Annotated in this window: 14 protein-coding genes; 6 read left to right on the forward strand and 8 right to left on the reverse strand. The window is 66.7% G+C overall.

The features are described 5' to 3' along the window. Positions 1 to 135: 135 nt before the first annotated feature. Positions 136 to 720: an ankyrin repeat domain-containing protein gene (locus CXY91_RS01305; protein WP_248307312.1), complete on the forward strand. Its 585-nt coding sequence runs from the start codon at positions 136 to 138 to the stop codon at positions 718 to 720. Here CXY91_RS01305 and CXY91_RS01310 read toward each other — a convergent pair whose 3' ends face one another. Continuing rightward, a complete protein-coding gene (locus tag CXY91_RS01310) occupies positions 721 to 1470 on the reverse strand; it encodes a proteasome-type protease (RefSeq protein WP_091829711.1) in 750 nt (249 codons plus the stop codon). It lies immediately after the preceding gene. 129 nt (positions 1471 to 1599) lie between these two features. Here CXY91_RS01310 and CXY91_RS01315 point away from each other — a divergent pair, with 129 nt between their 5' ends. Then, positions 1600 to 2523 carry a glutaminase gene (locus tag CXY91_RS01315; protein WP_100958979.1) on the forward strand — a complete coding sequence of 308 codons (924 nt, stop codon included), beginning with the start codon at positions 1600 to 1602 and terminating at the stop codon, positions 2521 to 2523. Between the two features lie 4 nt (positions 2524 to 2527). Here CXY91_RS01315 and sseA read toward each other — a convergent pair whose 3' ends face one another. Then, positions 2528 to 3382 (reverse strand): 3-mercaptopyruvate sulfurtransferase, encoded by an 855-nt coding sequence (sseA, locus tag CXY91_RS01320; protein WP_100958980.1) that lies wholly within the window; start codon positions 3380 to 3382, stop codon positions 2528 to 2530. Between the two features lie 211 nt (positions 3383 to 3593). Next, a complete protein-coding gene (locus CXY91_RS01325) occupies positions 3594 to 4316 on the reverse strand; it encodes an alanyl-tRNA editing protein (RefSeq protein ID WP_100959066.1) in 723 nt (240 codons plus the stop codon). 158 nt (positions 4317 to 4474) lie between these two features. Between CXY91_RS01325 and CXY91_RS01330 the strand changes: the two genes are divergently transcribed. Beyond that, the gene (locus CXY91_RS01330; protein ID WP_100958981.1) at positions 4475 to 5284 is read left to right on the forward strand and encodes an SDR family NAD(P)-dependent oxidoreductase; all 810 of its coding nucleotides are present in this window, start codon (positions 4475 to 4477) and stop codon (positions 5282 to 5284) included. Positions 5285 to 5324: 40 nt separating this feature from the next. On the opposite strand, the gene aac(3) is transcribed toward CXY91_RS01330, so the two are convergent. Then, complete coding sequence (aac(3), locus tag CXY91_RS01335; RefSeq protein ID WP_100958982.1) at positions 5325 to 6155, reverse strand: aminoglycoside 3-N-acetyltransferase; 831 nt, start codon at positions 6153 to 6155, stop codon at positions 5325 to 5327. A 9-nt stretch (positions 6156 to 6164) separates the two neighbouring features. Then, entirely contained in the window at positions 6165 to 7622 is a 1458-nt protein-coding gene (locus CXY91_RS01340) for a cryptochrome/photolyase family protein (RefSeq protein ID WP_100958983.1), read from the reverse strand. 143 nt (positions 7623 to 7765) lie between these two features. Here CXY91_RS01340 and CXY91_RS01345 point away from each other — a divergent pair, with 143 nt between their 5' ends. Next, positions 7766 to 8356: a DUF2345 domain-containing protein gene (locus CXY91_RS01345; protein WP_100958984.1), complete on the forward strand. Its 591-nt coding sequence runs from the start codon at positions 7766 to 7768 to the stop codon at positions 8354 to 8356. Positions 8357 to 8364: 8 nt separating this feature from the next. Here the strand turns inward: CXY91_RS01345 and CXY91_RS01350 are convergent, their stop codons facing one another. The 3 genes from CXY91_RS01350 to CXY91_RS01360 all read right to left on the reverse strand — a co-directional run bounded on the left by CXY91_RS01350 (position 8365) and on the right by CXY91_RS01360 (position 13552). Further along, positions 8365 to 9087 carry a glycine-rich domain-containing protein gene (locus tag CXY91_RS01350; RefSeq protein WP_100958985.1) on the reverse strand — a complete coding sequence of 241 codons (723 nt, stop codon included), beginning with the start codon at positions 9085 to 9087 and terminating at the stop codon, positions 8365 to 8367. Positions 9088 to 9099: 12 nt separating this feature from the next. Continuing rightward, positions 9100 to 12285, reverse strand: a complete 3186-nt coding sequence (locus CXY91_RS01355; protein ID WP_100958986.1) for an efflux RND transporter permease subunit — start codon at positions 12283 to 12285, stop codon at positions 9100 to 9102. A 133-nt stretch (positions 12286 to 12418) separates the two neighbouring features. Beyond that, complete coding sequence (locus CXY91_RS01360) at positions 12419 to 13552, reverse strand: efflux RND transporter periplasmic adaptor subunit (RefSeq protein ID WP_091829693.1); 1134 nt, start codon at positions 13550 to 13552, stop codon at positions 12419 to 12421. Between the two features lie 249 nt (positions 13553 to 13801). Between CXY91_RS01360 and gatB the strand changes: the two genes are divergently transcribed. Both gatB and CXY91_RS01370 read left to right on the forward strand, forming a co-directional pair. Next, the gene (gene gatB / locus CXY91_RS01365; RefSeq protein WP_100958987.1) at positions 13802 to 15283 is read left to right on the forward strand and encodes an Asp-tRNA(Asn)/Glu-tRNA(Gln) amidotransferase subunit GatB; all 1482 of its coding nucleotides are present in this window, start codon (positions 13802 to 13804) and stop codon (positions 15281 to 15283) included. Then, the gene (locus CXY91_RS01370) at positions 15280 to 15786 is read left to right on the forward strand and encodes a GNAT family N-acetyltransferase (RefSeq protein WP_158673221.1); all 507 of its coding nucleotides are present in this window, start codon (positions 15280 to 15282) and stop codon (positions 15784 to 15786) included. Before gatB ends, CXY91_RS01370 begins: the two co-directional genes overlap by 4 nt. The last annotated feature ends 14 nt before the right edge of the window (positions 15787 to 15800 follow it).

The raw sequence follows: 15800 nt of genomic DNA on the forward strand, positions 1-15800 counted from the left end.
GATAAGGGACAGATGCCTGGGACGAAACGACGCGGGGCGAACGTTTGCCGAAATGGATTTTCGGCGCTGCTGATCACTTTGGCAGTGAGCGCGGGCGGGACTGCCGGTGCTCAGGTTCCGCCATCGTTGGCAGAGGTGTCAGCCTATGACGGGCTGCACCTGTCGGCTTATCGTGGCGATCTTGCAGCCCTTCGGCAGGCGATCGCGACCGGCCGCGGCCTCGAAACCCGCGACGGCGAGGGCCGCACCGCACTGCTGGCCGCCGCCCATGCCCGCCAGCGCGAGGCGATGCAGGAGCTCGCCAAGGCGGGAGCCGATCCGCGCGCGCTCGACAACCGCGCCTATGACGCGATCACCATCGCGGCGGTCGCTGACGATATCGAGACCATGCGCACTGCGCTCGCCATCGGTGGCGACCCGCGCGCCATCACCAGCCCCTATCTCGGCACGGCTCTGATCGCAGCTGCCCATCTCGGCCATGACGGCGTGGTGCGCGAATTGATCGCGGCCGGCGCGCCGCTCGACCATGTCAACAATCTCGGTTGGACCGCCCTGATCGAGGCGGTGATCCTCGGCAATGGCGGGCCGCGCCATGTCGAGACGGTGAGGGCACTGGTCGGGGCAGGTGCACGGCGCGACCTCGCCGATCGCGATGGTGTAACCCCGCTCGATCATGCCCGCCGCCGCGGCTACGCGGCGATGGTCGCGCTGCTGCAGTAGTCAGGCGGGGAAATCCGGCGCCGGCAGGCTCGCGACCAGCGCGCTAAGCCCGTCACTGTAGCGTTGGCGTAAATCGGCCCAGTAGGGATGGTGGCTGTCGTATTTGGCGAGATGCTTGGTCGAGAAGCTGTCGGCCTCGTAGCGCAAGAGGTCGATAGGCGGTGCGACCGAGAGGTTCGACCGCACCGTCGCATCGAAGGACAGCAGAGCGAGCTTGGCCGCCTCGTCGAGGCCGCTGGCCTCCTGCAGCGCCCGGTCGAGGATCGGTTTGCCGTATTTTGTCTCGCCGAGCTGCAGGAACTGCGTGCGCCCGGAGGCCTCGACGAAGTTGCCTGCCGAATAGACCTGGAAGAGGCGATGCGGCTCGCCGGCGATCTGGCCGGCGACGATGAAGGAACCGTTCGGATCGCCATAGGGTTCGACGAAGCTGCGGTTGAGCCGAAGCACCTCGCGCAGCACGCCGCCGACGATCTGCGCCACGTCGAACATGGTCCGCGCCGCCAGGATGTCGCGGTTCTCGCCGCCCGCGGCGCTATCCTGCTTATGGCGGGTGTATTGCCTGATCATCGTGATCACGGCCTGCGTCGTCGCCAGGTTTCCGGCCGAGAGGATCGCGATCACGCGCTCGCCCGGCACCTCGAACAGAGCGAGCTTCTTCACCACCGCGATCTGGTCGACGCCGGCGCTGGAGCGCGAATCGGAGGCGAGGATCAAGCCCGACGGCAGCAGGATCCCGAGGCAATAGGTCATGCGTGGCTCCCCGGCACGGGCGGCAGCATGCGCAGGGGCAGGGACTTTGCCAAGCTCTCTCGGCCGCGATTGCGGCACGGTCGGACGAATGCCAAGGTCACCTTGACCAGGCCGTGGCGGAGTTCGGACATGCGCAACCTGTCGGACATCGTCGCGAGCGTTCATGCCGACATGGCCGAGCATATCGGCGCCGGCAAGGTCGCCGACTACATCCCGGCATTATCGCGGGTCGATCCCCGCCGTTTCGGGCTCGCCGTCGTCACCTGCTCCGGCGAGCATGCGCAGGCAGGCGACGCCAATGTCCCGTTCTCGATCCAGAGCATCTCCAAGGTCTTCACCCTGACGCTCGCGCTGGAGCGGGTCGGTGCCCGGCTCTGGCACCGGGTCGGGCGCGAGCCGTCGGGATCGCCATTCAATTCCATCGTCCAGCTCGAGCAGGAGCGCGGCGTGCCGCGCAACCCGTTCATCAATGCCGGAGCGCTGGTCGTCACCGATGCGCTGCTGACCGGCCGGACCCCGAGGAAGACGGCGGCCGAGATCCTCGCCTTCCTGCGCAAATGCTCGGGCGATCGCGCGGTCGCGATCGACCAGGAAGTGGCGGGCTCGGAAGCACAGACCGGATTCCGCAATGCCAGCCTCGCCAATTTCATCCGCGCCTTCGGCAATCTAAAGAATCCGGTCGCCGAGGTGCTCGACGTCTATTTCCATCAATGCGCGCTGAGCCTGAGCTGCGTCCAGCTCGCCCGCGCCGGTCTCTTCCTCGCCGGTGACGGCGTCGATCCCTTGACCGGCGCCGTCGTTTGCCGCCCGGCGCGGGCGCGCCGCGTCAAGGCGCTGATGATGACCTGCGGCCATTACGACGCGTCCGGCGAATTCGCCTTCAAGGTCGGCCTGCCCGGCAAGAGCGGCGTCGGCGGCGGCATCCTCGCCATCGTGCCGAAGCAGGCGGCGATCGCGGTCTGGTCGCCCGGCCTCAACGCCGCCGGCACCTCGCATGTCGGTGCGCTCGCGCTCGAACGCCTGGTCGAGCGCACCGGCTGGTCGGTTTTCTGAAGCTTCAGCCCTTCGCCGGCCCGGTCGCGATGGGACGGTCGCTCGCGCCCCATTCCGACCATGAGCCGTCATAGACGGCACGGGTCGGCTTGCCGATCGATTCCAGCGCCGTCGACAGGATCACGGCGGAGACGCCCGAGCCGCAGGTCGTCATCACCGGCCGGTCAAGATCGACGCCGGCATCCTTGAAGGCGGCGAGGATGGCTTCGGGCGATTTGAGCTTGCCTTCCGCCACCAGCGCCGAGGAGGGCAGATTGAGAGAGCCGGGAATGTGGCCGGAGCGCAGGCCGGCGCGCGGCTCCGGCGCTTCGCCTCGGAAGCGGTCGGCGGCGCGCGCATCGACGACCTGGGCCGAATTGCTCGCGATGGCGCGCTCGATGTCATGGGCGTCGGCGACGGCGGAATGGTCGAGCCTGGCGGTGAAGCTGCGCGGCGTCCGCGGTCGTGGCGGACCGTCCTCGACCGGCCGGCCCTCGGCCAGCCATTGCGGCAGGCCGCCATCGAGGATGACGACGTCCTTGGCGCCGAAGGTACGGAACGTCCAGCGCACGCGCGGCGCCGAGAACAGGCCGAGCCCATCATAGACGACGATACGCATGCCGTCGCCGATGCCCATGGCGCCGACCGCGGCGGCGAAGGCGTCCGGCCGCGGCAGCATGTGCGGCAGGCTCGAGCTCTTGTCCTTGACCGCGTCGATGTCGAAGCGCACTGCGCCAGGAATGCGCTGCTGCGCATATTCAGCGTCCGCGTCGCGGTTCTGAGCCGGCAGGTAGTACGAGCCGTCGAGCACGACGATGTCGGGGGCGTCGAGCCGCTCGGCCAGCCATTGCGTGGAGACGAAGATATCGTTGCGGGCCATGCGCGGGTCCTCGAAAGAGTCTGTTTTCATAACGTTATGGCGGAAAGCTCAAGCCAGTGTCCCGATTCTGAAATTCGCCACTGCCAGATATCAAGCGCGGAGCGAATTTCAGAATCATAGGGGACACGGGCAACTCATAGGTTTTCTAGTGTCGTTTTTTGATTTCGAAGTTCGCGCTTCACTTGATATCGAACGAAAGCGAACTTCGAAATCACGACACTAGCGCGATGCGCACGCGCCGGTTCTGCTTGCCCTTCTTCTCGACGTCGGTGACCACGACCGCGCCGATCTCGGCGGTGTTGCGCACATGCGTGCCGCCGCAGGGCTGCAGGTCGATGCCATCGATCGAGACCAGCCGGACTCGCCCCGAGCCGCGTGGCGGCTTGACCGACATGGTCTTGACCAGGCCGGGATTGGCATCGAGCTCCTCGTCGGTGATCCAGCGCTCGCTGATCGCGGCGTTCTTGGCCACCAATGCGCCGAGCTTCTCGGTCAACTCCGCCTTGTCGAGACCGCCCTCGGGAATGTCGAAATCGAGCCGGCCGTCGCCGCTATCGCCGATCGCGCCACCGGTGACCGGATAGGGCAGGACAACGCTGAGCAGATGCAGCGCGGTGTGGATTCGCATGCGTTTCAGCCGGCGTTCCCAGTCGAGCTTCGCCGTCACGGTATCGCCGACAGCGGGCGTGCCTTGGCCTTCGAGCGGGACATGCAGGATGCGGCTCTTGTCCTCGGGATTGTAGATCGCCGTGCCGATCGTGATCTCGGTGCCGTCGCTGCGGACGAGGATGCCGGCATCGCCCGGCTGGCCGCCACCGGTGGCGTAGAATACGGTCCTGTCGAGCTCGATGCCGCCGCGCTCGTTGATCGCGACGACGGTCGCGGGGGTCTCGGTGAGATAGGCGTCGTCTCGGAACAGCAATTCGGTCGGCATCGCGATCTCCTTCATCGCCCGAGGTTATCGCAGGCGCGGCCGGTGCGGAAAAGATGGTGGGTAGCCAGGCGGAGATGCCGCTGGCAGGGCTTCCGCTGCGGCCTCCGCATCACTAGGGTCCGGCCAGGACTGCCGCGGCATGGAGGCCCGAACGCAACATGACCCCGCCGCGCATGCAGCCCAAGGACGGCATCGCCTGGGTGACCGGGGCGAGTTCGGGGATCGGCGCGGCCGTGGCGCTGGAGCTGGCGCGCCGCGGCTGGACGGTCGCGGCGACTGCGCGCCGGCTCGACAAGCTCGAGGCGCTGGCGCTCGGAGCAGACGGGTTGCCGGGGCGGATCGTCGCCCATGTCGGTGATGTCGTCGATCCCGCCGCGATGGCGGCGGTGGTCGAAGGCATCGAGAGCGTGCATGGGCCGATCGCGCTCGCCTTCCTCAATGCCGGCATCGCACCGCGCAATGGGCCGGGCCTGATCGACGTCGCGGCTTTCGAGCAGGTTTTCGCGGTCAATCTCATCGGTGTCGTGCGTGGTGCCGCCGCAGTCGCCGAACGCATGGCCTCGCGCGGCAAGGGCCAGATCGCGGTCAATGCCTCGCTGGCGGGCTACCGCGGCCTGCCGGGCGCAGCGGCTTATGGCGCTTCCAAGGCCGCCGCGATCCATCTTTGCGAAGCATTGAGGTTCGATTGCGAGCGGCAAGGCATCCGCCTGCAGCTGATCAACCCCGGTTTCGTCGACACGGCGATGACCAAGCGCAACAGCTTTCCGATGCCGTTCATGCTGACGCTCGACGAAGCGGCGACGCGGGTCGTCGACGGCTTCGCCCGCGGCGGCTTCGAAGTCGCCTTTCCCCGCCGACTTGCCTGGCTGATGAAGGCGCTGCGGCTGCTGCCCTATCCGGTCTATTTCTGGATGGTGCGCAGACTGGCCGGAGAGCATCGCGGCGGCCGGCGTGACGGCGCGGTGTAACCGCAGAAGATTCCTGACCCAATGGCTTGCGCCAGGAAGCTCATAATCGAAGTGAGGACGAGCCGAACCGTGATTCCAGCCAATCGACGCCGAAGGCGGTGATTGCCGCAGCCTCGACCAGCACGGAATGAGCGGCGCCGATCAGGCCTTGCCGGCCCTCGCCGGCGGCAAGGAATTCCGTGACGATCCCCGCAAAATAGTCATCGTCCAGCCCCGCCACGATCGGGTCGCTGGTGTCGAACTCCTCGATCATGCGCCACTGCGCACCGGTCGGCGTAGCCAGCGGGACCTCTAGCCGCCGGATGCGCTTGCCGGGTATGTCGGCCAGATGTTCGGCATGGTGCAGGAGGGTCAGCGTATCGAGCGGCGCCCCGAGCATCAGCACCTTGCCGCCCCCCTCGACCAGCTTCGCCAATGGCGAGCCCGCGCCATAGCCGTAGTCGAGCGGGTGGTCGGCGGTGAACCACTCCGCCTTCGCGCCGAGCGCCACGAGCGAGGCGCCGGGATTGCCGCTGCGCAGCGCGCCCGGCGTGGTCCGCAGGAACTCCGGCAGCACGCCATTGTCGCGGATCGCGCGCGAACGCTGCGGGTCGAAGGGCGGGATATGCTCGCGCCATTCCGGCGGAACGCGGCCTTCGTCGTCCACGAGGTCCTCGTAACGCGCTTCCCAATCAGCATAGGCGAGGACAGTCCCCGCGGGGCCGACTGCGTCGCACAGCGCGGCAATGATCGTGTCGGGGCCGTCGAGCAGGCGGCCGACCTTGCTCACGGCGGCGTGGACCATGACCGCGTCGCCGGGTGCGAGGCCGAGCCGGGACAGGTCGGCCGCGAGCGAGGCTCGCGTGACGAAGGAGGCGGGAGGCGATGCCATGGCGGTCAGCTATTCCGAACGAAGGGCAGCGAAGGCGTCGAGGGCGCGCTGGCGGCCGAAGTCGAGGGCGATGATCGGTGTCGGATAGTCGCTGCCGAGGAGGATCCCGGCCTTTTTCAGTTCGCCCGCAGGTGCATCCCATGGACGGTGGATGAACTTGTCGTCCAGCTCTGCCAGCTCGGGAACGAAGCGCCTGACATAAGCGCCCTTCGGATCGAATTTCTCGCCCTGTGTCACCGGGTTGAAGACGCGGAAATAAGGAGCCGCATCGGCGCCGGAGCCGGCGACCCATTGCCAACTCGCCGGGTTGTTGGCCGGATCGGCATCGACCAGCGTGTCCCAGAACCAGGTTTCGCCGGCACGCCAGTCGGTCAGCAGATGCTTGATCAGGAATGAGGCCGTGATCATTCGGACGCGGTTGTGCATCCAGCCGGTCTGCCAGAGCTCGCGCAGGCCAGCATCGACGATCGGATAGCCGGTCAGGCCCTTCTGCCATGCCGCCAGGCCGGCTTCGTCGGTCTCCCAGGACATCGCGTCGAAACGGCGATCATAGTTGACGCTGGCGAGCTCGGGATTGTGGAAGAGCAGATGGTAGGAGAATTCGCGCCAGCCGATCTCGCTGAAGAATTTTTCGACATCGCTGGCCGAGCCCGGCGTTCTGCCTGCCTCCTCTGCAGCCCGGGTTGCATGCCAGATCTGGCGCGGGCTGATCTCGCCGAAGCGTAGGTGCGGCGACAGCCGCGAGGTCGACAGCCGATCCGGCAGGTCGCGGGCCTCGCGATAGCCGGCGATCGTTTCGTCGAGGAAAGTATCGAGCCGATCCCGCGCCCCATCCTCGCCCGGTGTCCAGGCTTCACGCAGCCCACCGGCCCAGTCGGGCTTCGTCGGCTCCAGAGCGAGACCTGCGACCGTGAGAGTCTGTTCACGCAGGGCCGCTGGCAGCCTCGTTTTGCTCAGCCTGGCTGGGGCAGGGAGCGGAGCCGACGGCTCGCCGCTTTCGCGCACGGCGCGCCAATAGGGCGTGAACACCTTGAATGGTCCATCCGCCTTGGTCTTAACCTGCCAGGGTTCGTTGAGCAGGTTGGCGTTGAAGCTCTCGACCGCGACGCCGGCCTCGGTCAACTCGGCCTTGAGCGCCTTGTCGAGGGCGATAGCGGCGCTGTCATAGCGCCGGTTCCAGGCGACATAGCCGCTGCCGGTGCGCTCGACGACATCGGGCAGCAGCTCTGCCGGATCGCCGCGCAGGATCAGCAGTTCGCCGCCTTTCGCCGCGATGGCGTCCGACAGTGCCCGCAATGAGCGCGACAGCCACCAGCGCGCCGCTCCCCCGAGTGGCCGGCGCTCCGTCGATGTGTCGAGGATGTAGACGCAGGTGAGAGGGCCGTGCTCGCTCGCCGCTCTCAAAGCTGGATTGTCGGACAGGCGCAGATCGTCGCGGAACCAGAACAGGGCAGGACGTGCAGTCACTTAGGTCAGCCTTCTCTATGCGATGCTCTGATACGCCGACGGGGTTGGACTGGTTTCGTGGCGCAAAGGGATAGTGCGTCACGAGCCGCAGCGGTTTGTGATAGATTGGGCCGGCTGCGCCCGAAAGAAGGGGGGACGAATTCATGGCTACGCCGGAAGTCGAGGCGCTGAGCCGGCGGATCGCCGTCCTCGAGGCGCAACTCGCAGCTTTGCTGCAGGCCTTCAATGTCGGGCGCGGTGGCGCGGTCGCGATCACGGCCCCGGCCGGGCTCTCGATCTCCGTCGGCGGCACCTGCACCGTCAATGTCGGTGCCGAACTCGCGCTGACCGTCGGGAGCAATTTCCGCACGTCCGTGGGCTCGGCCTATGTCGTGAATGTCGGCAACGCCTTCCGAACGACTGCGGGCACGAGTATCGGCATCATCGCGGGCACTGCGCTGAGCATGAACGCCAATCGCGAGATCAGCCTGGCGACGCGCGCCTTCGAGGTTGCGGCTGCGGTCAGCATCGATCTCGACAGCAGCAAGGACTTCGAGATCGCCAGCGGCAAGGCGCTCGTGGTGAAAGCTGCCGACAGCATCCTGCTCGACACCGGTTCGGCCGAACTCAACCTGAAGAAGGATGGCTCCGTCGACCTCAAGGGCAAGGACGTCACGATCAAGGCGAGCGGCAAGATCAATGCGACGGCGAGCTCGGACGTCGTGATCAAGGGCTCGAAGATCAAGCAGAACTGAGCCGCTACTCAGTCGCCGCCACCCCCGCCGCAGCCCCCACCATCGCCTCCGCCGCTGTCGCCGCCGCTGCTGTCGAAACTGGCGTCACCGGAGGACCTGCTGCTGTCGCCGAAGCCGTCCGTGCCTCCGTCGATAGAAGAGCTCGAGAAATCTCCGCCGCATTGCGTGCCGCGGCCGCCATTGCGCCGCAGCGCCTCGCAGTCGGGCGCATAGGCGAAGCCGTTTGCGATCCTGAGCTTGGTGTCGAGCGCGAAGAGCAGCGGCAGGCGCGTCGGGCGGACCGGGTCGATGTTCTCGTCGCGGCAGCATTGCCACCAGACGCGGCGCAGGGCCGAATTGTCGCGCCGCGCGCCCTCGCGCAGCATGACGGCCGGCGTGTGATGCAGGAAGCGCCCGAAGGCCTGGTTGCAGAATCGGCCGTAGTCGCGGGTGTAGAGGATGAACTCGTGCCAGAGATCGTCCGCGACCTGCGAGGGCATCGCGACCTCGCGCCGCCCGGAATTGAGATAGGCCAGAAAGAATTGGCGCAGGCCCTCGGAGACCAGCGCCGACTCCTTGCGGGTGAAGCCGGGGTGCTGCTGGGCGAGCTTGTCGAGCAGCCCCCGTGGCCAGGGGTAGCGCCGGATGAACTCCGCCCGGCGCAGGCGCTTGTACGAAGCGAGCGCATTGCCCGCGACGAGCAGGAGAACGACCGCCACCACCATGCCGATGATGATGGTGGCGGCGTTCATCGTGTTCGCTCGTCAGTGCGCCTGTGGCGTCGCCTGCTTCGGCTCGGCCGGCTTCTTCTTGCCGCCGAGCGAGGCGAGCCAGCGCACCACGACGTAGAACACCGGAGTGAACAGCAGGCCGAACAGCGTGACGCCGATCATGCCGGAAAACACCGCGATACCCAGCACCTGCCGCATTTCCGCGCCGGCGCCGACAGACGTCGTGAGCGGCAGAACGCCGAGGATGAAGGCCAGCGAGGTCATCAGGATCGGCCGCAGCCGGGTCCGGGCTGCCGCGATCGCGGCATCGCGCCGGCTCATGCCTTCGTCCTCGGCCTGCTTGGCGAACTCAACGATCAGGATCGCATTCTTCGCCGCGAGGCCGACGAGCACGACAAGGCCGATATCGACGAGCACGTTGCGGTCGAAGTCCTTGTAGCCGACGCCGATCATCGCCGCGAGGATACACATCGGCACGATCAGGATGACCGCCAGCGGCAGGGTCCAGCTCTCGTACAGCGCCGCCAGCAAGAGGAAGACGCAGACGACGGCGAGGCCGAAGGCGATGATCGCGGTATTGCCGGCGAGCTTCTCCTGCAGCGCGATCTCCGTCCATTCGAAGCCGAAGCCGGCCGGCAGCACCTGGTTCGCGATCTTCTCCACTGCCGCGATGCCCTGGCCGGTCGAATACCCGCGCGCCATCGACATCTGCACTTCAGCCGCCGGATAGAGGTTGTAGCGCGGCACGCGATAGGCGCCGGTCGTGTCCGAGAAGGTCGCCACCGAGCCGATCGGCACCATCTCGCCATCGGCATTGCGCGTCTTCAGATCGGCGACGTCGCGGATGTCGAGACGCTGGGGGTTGTCGGCCTGGGCGGTGACCCGGAAGGTGCGGCCAAGGATGTTGAAGTCGTTCACATAGGCCGAGCCCATATAAATCGACAGCGTCTCGAACACGCGTGTCACCGGGACGCCGAGCATCTCCGCCTTGGTGCGGTCGATATCGGCATAGATCTGCGGCGTCTTGGTCGAGAACAGCGTGAACGGCTGCTGGATGCCGGGCGTCTGGCCGGCTGTCCCGGCCACGGCCCAGGTCGCGCCTTCCAGCGCTGCCAGTCCCTTGCCGCCACGATCCTGGACATAACCCTTGAGACCGCCGCCATTGCCGATGCCGGGAACCGCCGGGGGCTCGATGATCAGGGCGAAAGCCTCGCCGATCGAGAACAGCTGGGTGCGCAGGTCGTTGAGGATGCCCTGGGTGGTGAGCCCCTGCTTGGCCCGCTCCTTGAAGTCGGTCAGCGTGACGAAGGCGACACCGGCATTCGGGGCGAGCGTGAAGGTCGCGCCGTCGAGGCCGGCGAAGGCGACGGCATGGGCGACGCCCGGCCGTGACAGGAGGACATCGGTCGCCTTGCGGATGACGGCATCGGTTCGGGGCAGAGACGAGCCGGGCGGCAGCTGGAAGACCGCGATGAAGTAGCCGCGGTCGAGCTGTGGGACGAGGCCGGTCGGGATTGCCGCGAGGCGTTGGCCGGCGACCGCGATCAGGCCCGCATAGACCAGCAGCATGATCACGCCGAAGCGGATCAGGCGCGAGGTCGCCGAGCCGTAAGCGTGCGAGAGCCAGTCGAAGGCCTTGTTGAAGTACTTGAAGAACCAGCGCAGCGGCGCACTCAGCACAGCCAGGAAGCCCTTCGGCTCCTCATGGCTGTGCGGCTTCAGGAGGATTGCGGCCAGGGCCGGCGACAGGGTCAGGGAGACGAAGCAGGAGATCGCCGTCGAGGCCGCGATCGTGACCGCGAACTGCTGGTAGAACGTGCCTTGCAGACCGGTGATGAAGGCGGTCGGAATGAACACGGCGCAGAGCACGAGGGCGATCGCCAGCAGCGCGCCGCCGACCTCGTCCATCGTCTTGTGTGCTGCGTCGACCGCGCTCATTCCCTGCGCCAGATAGCGCTCGACGTTCTCGACCACGACGATCGCGTCGTCGACGACGATGCCGATCGCCAGCACGAGCGCCAGCAGCGAGATCGTGTTGAAGGAGATCCCGACCGCACTCATGATCAGGAAGGTGCCGACCAGCGACACCGGGATCGCGATGATCGGGATGATCGCGGCGCGCCAGGTCTGCAGGAATAGGATCACCACGATCACGACCAGCACGATCGCTTCGAGCAGGGTCGCGACGACGGCCGAGACGGATTCCCTGATGAACTCGGTCGGGTTGTAGACGATGGTGTACTCCACGCCGGCCGGGAAGGTCTTCGACAGCGTCTCCATCGTCTTGATGAGCGCTTCCGAGGCAGCCAGCGCGTTCGTGCCGGGGCGCTGGAAGACGCCGATCGCGACGGCCTCCTTGTTGTCGAGATAGGAGTTCGACAGGTAGTCCTGCGCGCCGAGCTCGACCCGGGCGATGTCGCGCACGCGGATCGTGCCGCCGTCGGCATCCGAGCGGACGACGATGTTGTAGAACTCGTCGATGCTGGTCAGGCGCCCGAGCGTGTTGACCGAGAGCTGGAAGGCCCCGTCCGACTTCGCCGGCGGCTGGTTGATCGCACCCGCCGCGACCTGGATGTTGGCGGCGCGGATCGCGGCGACGACATCGCCTGCGGTCAGGTTGCGTGCCGCGACCTTGGCGGGGTCGAGCCAGACGCGCATCGCATAGTCGCGCGCACCGAAGACCTGGACGTCGCCGACGCCCTCGACGCGGGTCAGCACGTCCTTGACGTTCAGCGTGGTGTAGTTCGAGACGTATTGCTGGTCGCGCGAGCCGTCCGGGGACAGCATGTGGATGACCATCAGGAAGTCCGGCGAGGCCTTGCGGACCTGCAGGCCGAGCGTGCGGACTTCCTGCGGCAGGCGCGGCTCGGCCGCGGAAACGCGGTTCTGCACCAGCACCTGAGCCTGGTCGACGTCGGTGCCGGCCTTGAAGACGACGTTGATCGTCACGCGCCCGTCGCCGGTCGACTGCGACGAGATGTAGAGCATGTCGTCGACGCCGTTGACTTCCTGCTCGATCGGCGCGGCCACCGTCGAGGCGACGACCTCGGCCGAGGCGCCCGGATAGTTCGCGGTGATCGTGACGGTCGGCGGCGCGATCTCAGGATATTCTGCGATCGGCAGGGTGCGCAGCGTGATGGCGCCGGCGATCGTCAGCAGCACCGAGAGCACGGTCGCGAAGATCGGCCTGTCGATGAAGAAATGGGCGAAGCGGAACATGCGATGGTCCTGGCCTTAAGCAATTCCAGGAAAAGTGGAGACCAGTTTTCCGTTCAAAATTGCGGCGAATACGAAGGCTTGGGCAGGGTGGGCGGACAATGCCGTCCGCTCTTGGTACGGCCTGTTGCGGCCGTCAGTTGGCGGCGGCCGCCTTGATCTCGGTCGGCTGCGGCGTCACGGCGACACCCGGGCGCACCATCGGATTGGCGATGCCGTTCACGATCACCTTGTCGCTCGCAGCGAGGCCCTTGGTGATGACGCGCAGCCCGTCGCTGATCGCGCCGAGTTGTACCGGCTTCGGCACCACCTTGTTGTCGGCGCCGACCGTGAACACGATCTTGTTGGCCTGGTCGGAGACGATGACCGCATCCGGCACCAGCAACGCGTCGCCTTCGCCGGCGAAGAGGCGCAGCCGCCCGAAGGTCCCAGGCGTCAGCTGCCCGTCGGGATTCGGGAAGACGGCGCGGGTCCGGATCGTCGCCGAGCGGGCGTTCAATGCGTTGTCGACGAAGTCGATCTTGCCTTCGCGGTCCCATTTGGTTTCGCTCGAAAGCCGCACGCGTACCGGCGTGCCGGGCTTGCGCAGATCCTGCGACTTTGCATAGCGCAGATAGTCGGCCTCCGAGGCGTCGAAGACGAACTTGATCGGATCGACGGCGACGATCGTGGTCAGCAGTGTCGCGCCCGACTGGCCGCCGGCGATCAGGTTGCCCTGGTCGACGCGCTTGTTCGAGACGCGGCCGGCGAGCGGCGCGCGGACCTGCGTCCACTCGAGGTTGAGTTCGGCCGTCTTCAGATTGGCCTCGGCCGCCTGCTGGCTGGCGATCGCGCCGTTGAGGTTGGCACGGCGCTGGTCGATGTCGCGGGCGGTGATGGTGCGGTTCTGCGTCAGCGCCTCGGCGCGCTCGACCTCGTTCTGGTTGAGGTCGACCTGTGCCTTGGCGCGCGCCACCTCGGCTCTGGCCGCATCGACGGCGAGCTTGTAGGGCCGCTGGTCGATGGTGAAGAGCAGGTCGCCGGCCTTGACCAGGTCGCCGTCGCGGAAATGCACCGAATCGAGGAAGCCGGAGACGCGGGCGCGGACCTCGACCTGTTCGCTCGCTTCGAAGCGCCCGGTGAACTCGTCCCAGTTGGTGACGCGCTTGGCGAGCGGGGTCGCGACCGTGACCGGCGGAGCCGGCGGTGCGCCTTGGGCGAGGGCCTCGGCTGAGAGGGCCGGGAGCAGGGCCGCCAGGGCAACAATGGCCCGGCTGGAGCGGCGGATCATGTGAAACTCCGAAAATGCGGGCGCGGCGCAACCTTCACGGTTTCCGGCCAATGCGCAACAACTCCATCATACTGACGATTGTCAAGTTTCTTCACTCGACATTTTGCTGCAATTTTCACCCCAACAGGCCATGTTCGCTCCATCGCGGGCTGAAACCGGTACAACAGGCGCTTGCTGGCGACGGGCCGAAGCTCTACCTGAGGGACGCACGCGACAGCGTCAGCAGCAACATCTCGTGGAAGTCCCCTCATGAATGCGCATGTCCGTCCCGCCGACCCGAAGAAGCTGATCAAGGGTGCGACCGGCGACTGGGAAATCGTGATCGGCCTCGAGATCCACGCGCAGGTTACCTCCAACGCCAAGCTGTTCTCGGGATCCTCGACCGCTTTCGGCGGCGAGCCGAACGCCCATGTCAGCCTCATCGACGCGGCGATGCCGGGCATGCTGCCGGTGATCAACGAGGAATGCGTGCGCCAGGCGGTCCGCACCGGGCTTGGCCTCAACGCACAGATCAACAAGCGCTCGGTCTTCGACCGCAAGAACTATTTCTACCCCGATCTGCCGCAGGGCTACCAGATCAGCCAGTACAAGCATCCGGTCGTCGGCGAGGGCGAGATCGCGGTCGACCTGTCGCCGACCGAGCAGATCAGCGTCGGCATCGAGCGCCTGCACCTCGAGCAGGACGCCGGCAAGTCGATGCACGACCAGCACCCGACCATGAGCTTCGTCGATCTCAACCGCTCGGGCGTGGCGCTGATGGAGATCGTCTCCAAGCCGGATTTGCGCTCAGCCGACGAGGCCAAGGCCTATGTCTCCAAGCTGCGCACCATCCTGCGCTATATCGGCTCCTGCGACGGCGACATGGAGAAGGGCAACCTGCGCGCCGACGTCAACGTCTCCGTGCGCAAGCCCGGCGCGCCCTTCGGTACGCGCTGCGAGATCAAGAACGTCAACTCGATCCGCTTCATCGGCCAGGCGATCGAGGTCGAGGCCCGCCGTCAGATCGGCATCCTCGAGGATGGCGGCACGATCGATCAGGAGACCCGCCTCTACGATCCCGGCAAGGGCGAGACGCGCTCGTTGCGCTCCAAGGAAGAGGCGCACGACTATCGCTACTTCCCCGATCCGGACCTGCTGCCGCTCGAATTCGACGACGCCTTCGTCGCCGGGCTGAAGGCGCAGCTGCCGGAGCTGCCTGACGCCAAGAAGGGTCGCTTCATCGCCGAATATGGGCTCTCGCCCTACGACGCCTCGGTGCTCGTCGCCGAGCGCGATCAGGCCGACTATTTCGAGGCGGTCGCCAAGGGCCGCGACGGCAAGGCCGCCGCGAACTGGGTGATCAACGAGCTGTTCGGCCGCCTCAACAAGGAAGGCAAGGACGTCTCGGCCTCGCCAGTCTCGGCGGCGCAGCTCGGCGGCCTGGTCGACCTGATCGGCGAGGGCGTGATCTCCGGCAAGATCGCCAAGGACCTGTTCGAGATCGTCTGGACCGAGGGCGGCGACCCGCGCGAGATCGTCGAGGCCCGCGGCATGAAGCAGGTCACCGATACCGGCGCGATCGAGAAGGCGGTCGACGAGATCATCGCCGCCAACCCGGACAAGGTCGAGCAGGTCAAGGCGAAGCCGACCATGCTGGGCTGGTTCGTCGGCCAGGCGATGAAGGCCTCGGGCGGCAAGGCCAACCCGCAGGCGCTGAACGAGATCCTGAAGAAGAAGCTGGGCATCGAGTGACGCAGAAGGACTTGATCATCCGCGATGCTGAGACCGCCGATCTGCCGGCGGTCCGCTCGCTGTTGGTCGAGACCTGGCACGACGCCTATGACGGCATCTATGGCTGGCGCCGCGTGGCCGAGATCACCAATGCCTGGCACTCGCTCGATGCGCTCGCAGCCCAGCTCGGCCGCGACAGCGGCGTCTTCCTGGTTGCGCTTCTGGGCGAGGAGATCGTCGGCACCGCCTCCGCCCGGAGCGAGCCAGACCGGGCGGCGATGCTGACGCGGCTCTATGTATCGCCGGCGCGGCAGGGCGAGGGCATAGGACGCACATTGCTGCAGGTCGCGCTCGCCTGCTTTCCCGATGCGCCGGTGGCCCGGCTGGAGGTCGAGAGCCAGAACGAGCTCGCCATCGCCTTCTACGAGCGCATGGGCTTCTTCCTCCAGCGTCAGGCCCGCTTCGACGGACGCGAGGACACGCCCAACACGCTGATCATGGCCAAGCGGCTCGTTATGATCTGAGCGCTCCTGGCGGA

This window comes from Allobosea sp. FBZP-16 (assembly GCF_002831785.1).
Classification (GTDB): domain Bacteria; phylum Pseudomonadota; class Alphaproteobacteria; order Rhizobiales; family Beijerinckiaceae; genus Allobosea; species Allobosea lupini.

Excerpts from the sequence above, each read along its gene's own strand:
- CXY91_RS01325 (WP_100959066.1), bottom strand. The coding sequence starts at position 4,316 with ATGCCGACCGAATTGCTGTTCCGAGACGACGCCTATCTCACCGAGACC.
- CXY91_RS01360 (WP_091829693.1), bottom strand. The coding sequence starts at position 13,552 with ATGATCCGCCGCTCCAGCCGGGCCATTGTTGCCCTGGCGGCCCTGCTC.
- CXY91_RS01350 (WP_100958985.1), bottom strand. The coding sequence starts at position 9,087 with ATGAACGCCGCCACCATCATCATCGGCATGGTGGTGGCGGTCGTTCTC.
- CXY91_RS01330 (WP_100958981.1), top strand. The coding sequence starts at position 4,475 with ATGACCCCGCCGCGCATGCAGCCCAAGGACGGCATCGCCTGGGTGACC.
- CXY91_RS01315 (WP_100958979.1), top strand. The coding sequence starts at position 1,600 with ATGCGCAACCTGTCGGACATCGTCGCGAGCGTTCATGCCGACATGGCC.
- CXY91_RS01355 (WP_100958986.1), bottom strand. The coding sequence starts at position 12,285 with ATGTTCCGCTTCGCCCATTTCTTCATCGACAGGCCGATCTTCGCGACC.
- CXY91_RS01345 (WP_100958984.1), top strand. The coding sequence starts at position 7,766 with ATGGCTACGCCGGAAGTCGAGGCGCTGAGCCGGCGGATCGCCGTCCTC.
- gatB (WP_100958987.1), top strand. The coding sequence starts at position 13,802 with ATGAATGCGCATGTCCGTCCCGCCGACCCGAAGAAGCTGATCAAGGGT.
- CXY91_RS01310 (WP_091829711.1), bottom strand. The coding sequence starts at position 1,470 with ATGACCTATTGCCTCGGGATCCTGCTGCCGTCGGGCTTGATCCTCGCC.
- sseA (WP_100958980.1), bottom strand. The coding sequence starts at position 3,382 with ATGGCCCGCAACGATATCTTCGTCTCCACGCAATGGCTGGCCGAGCGG.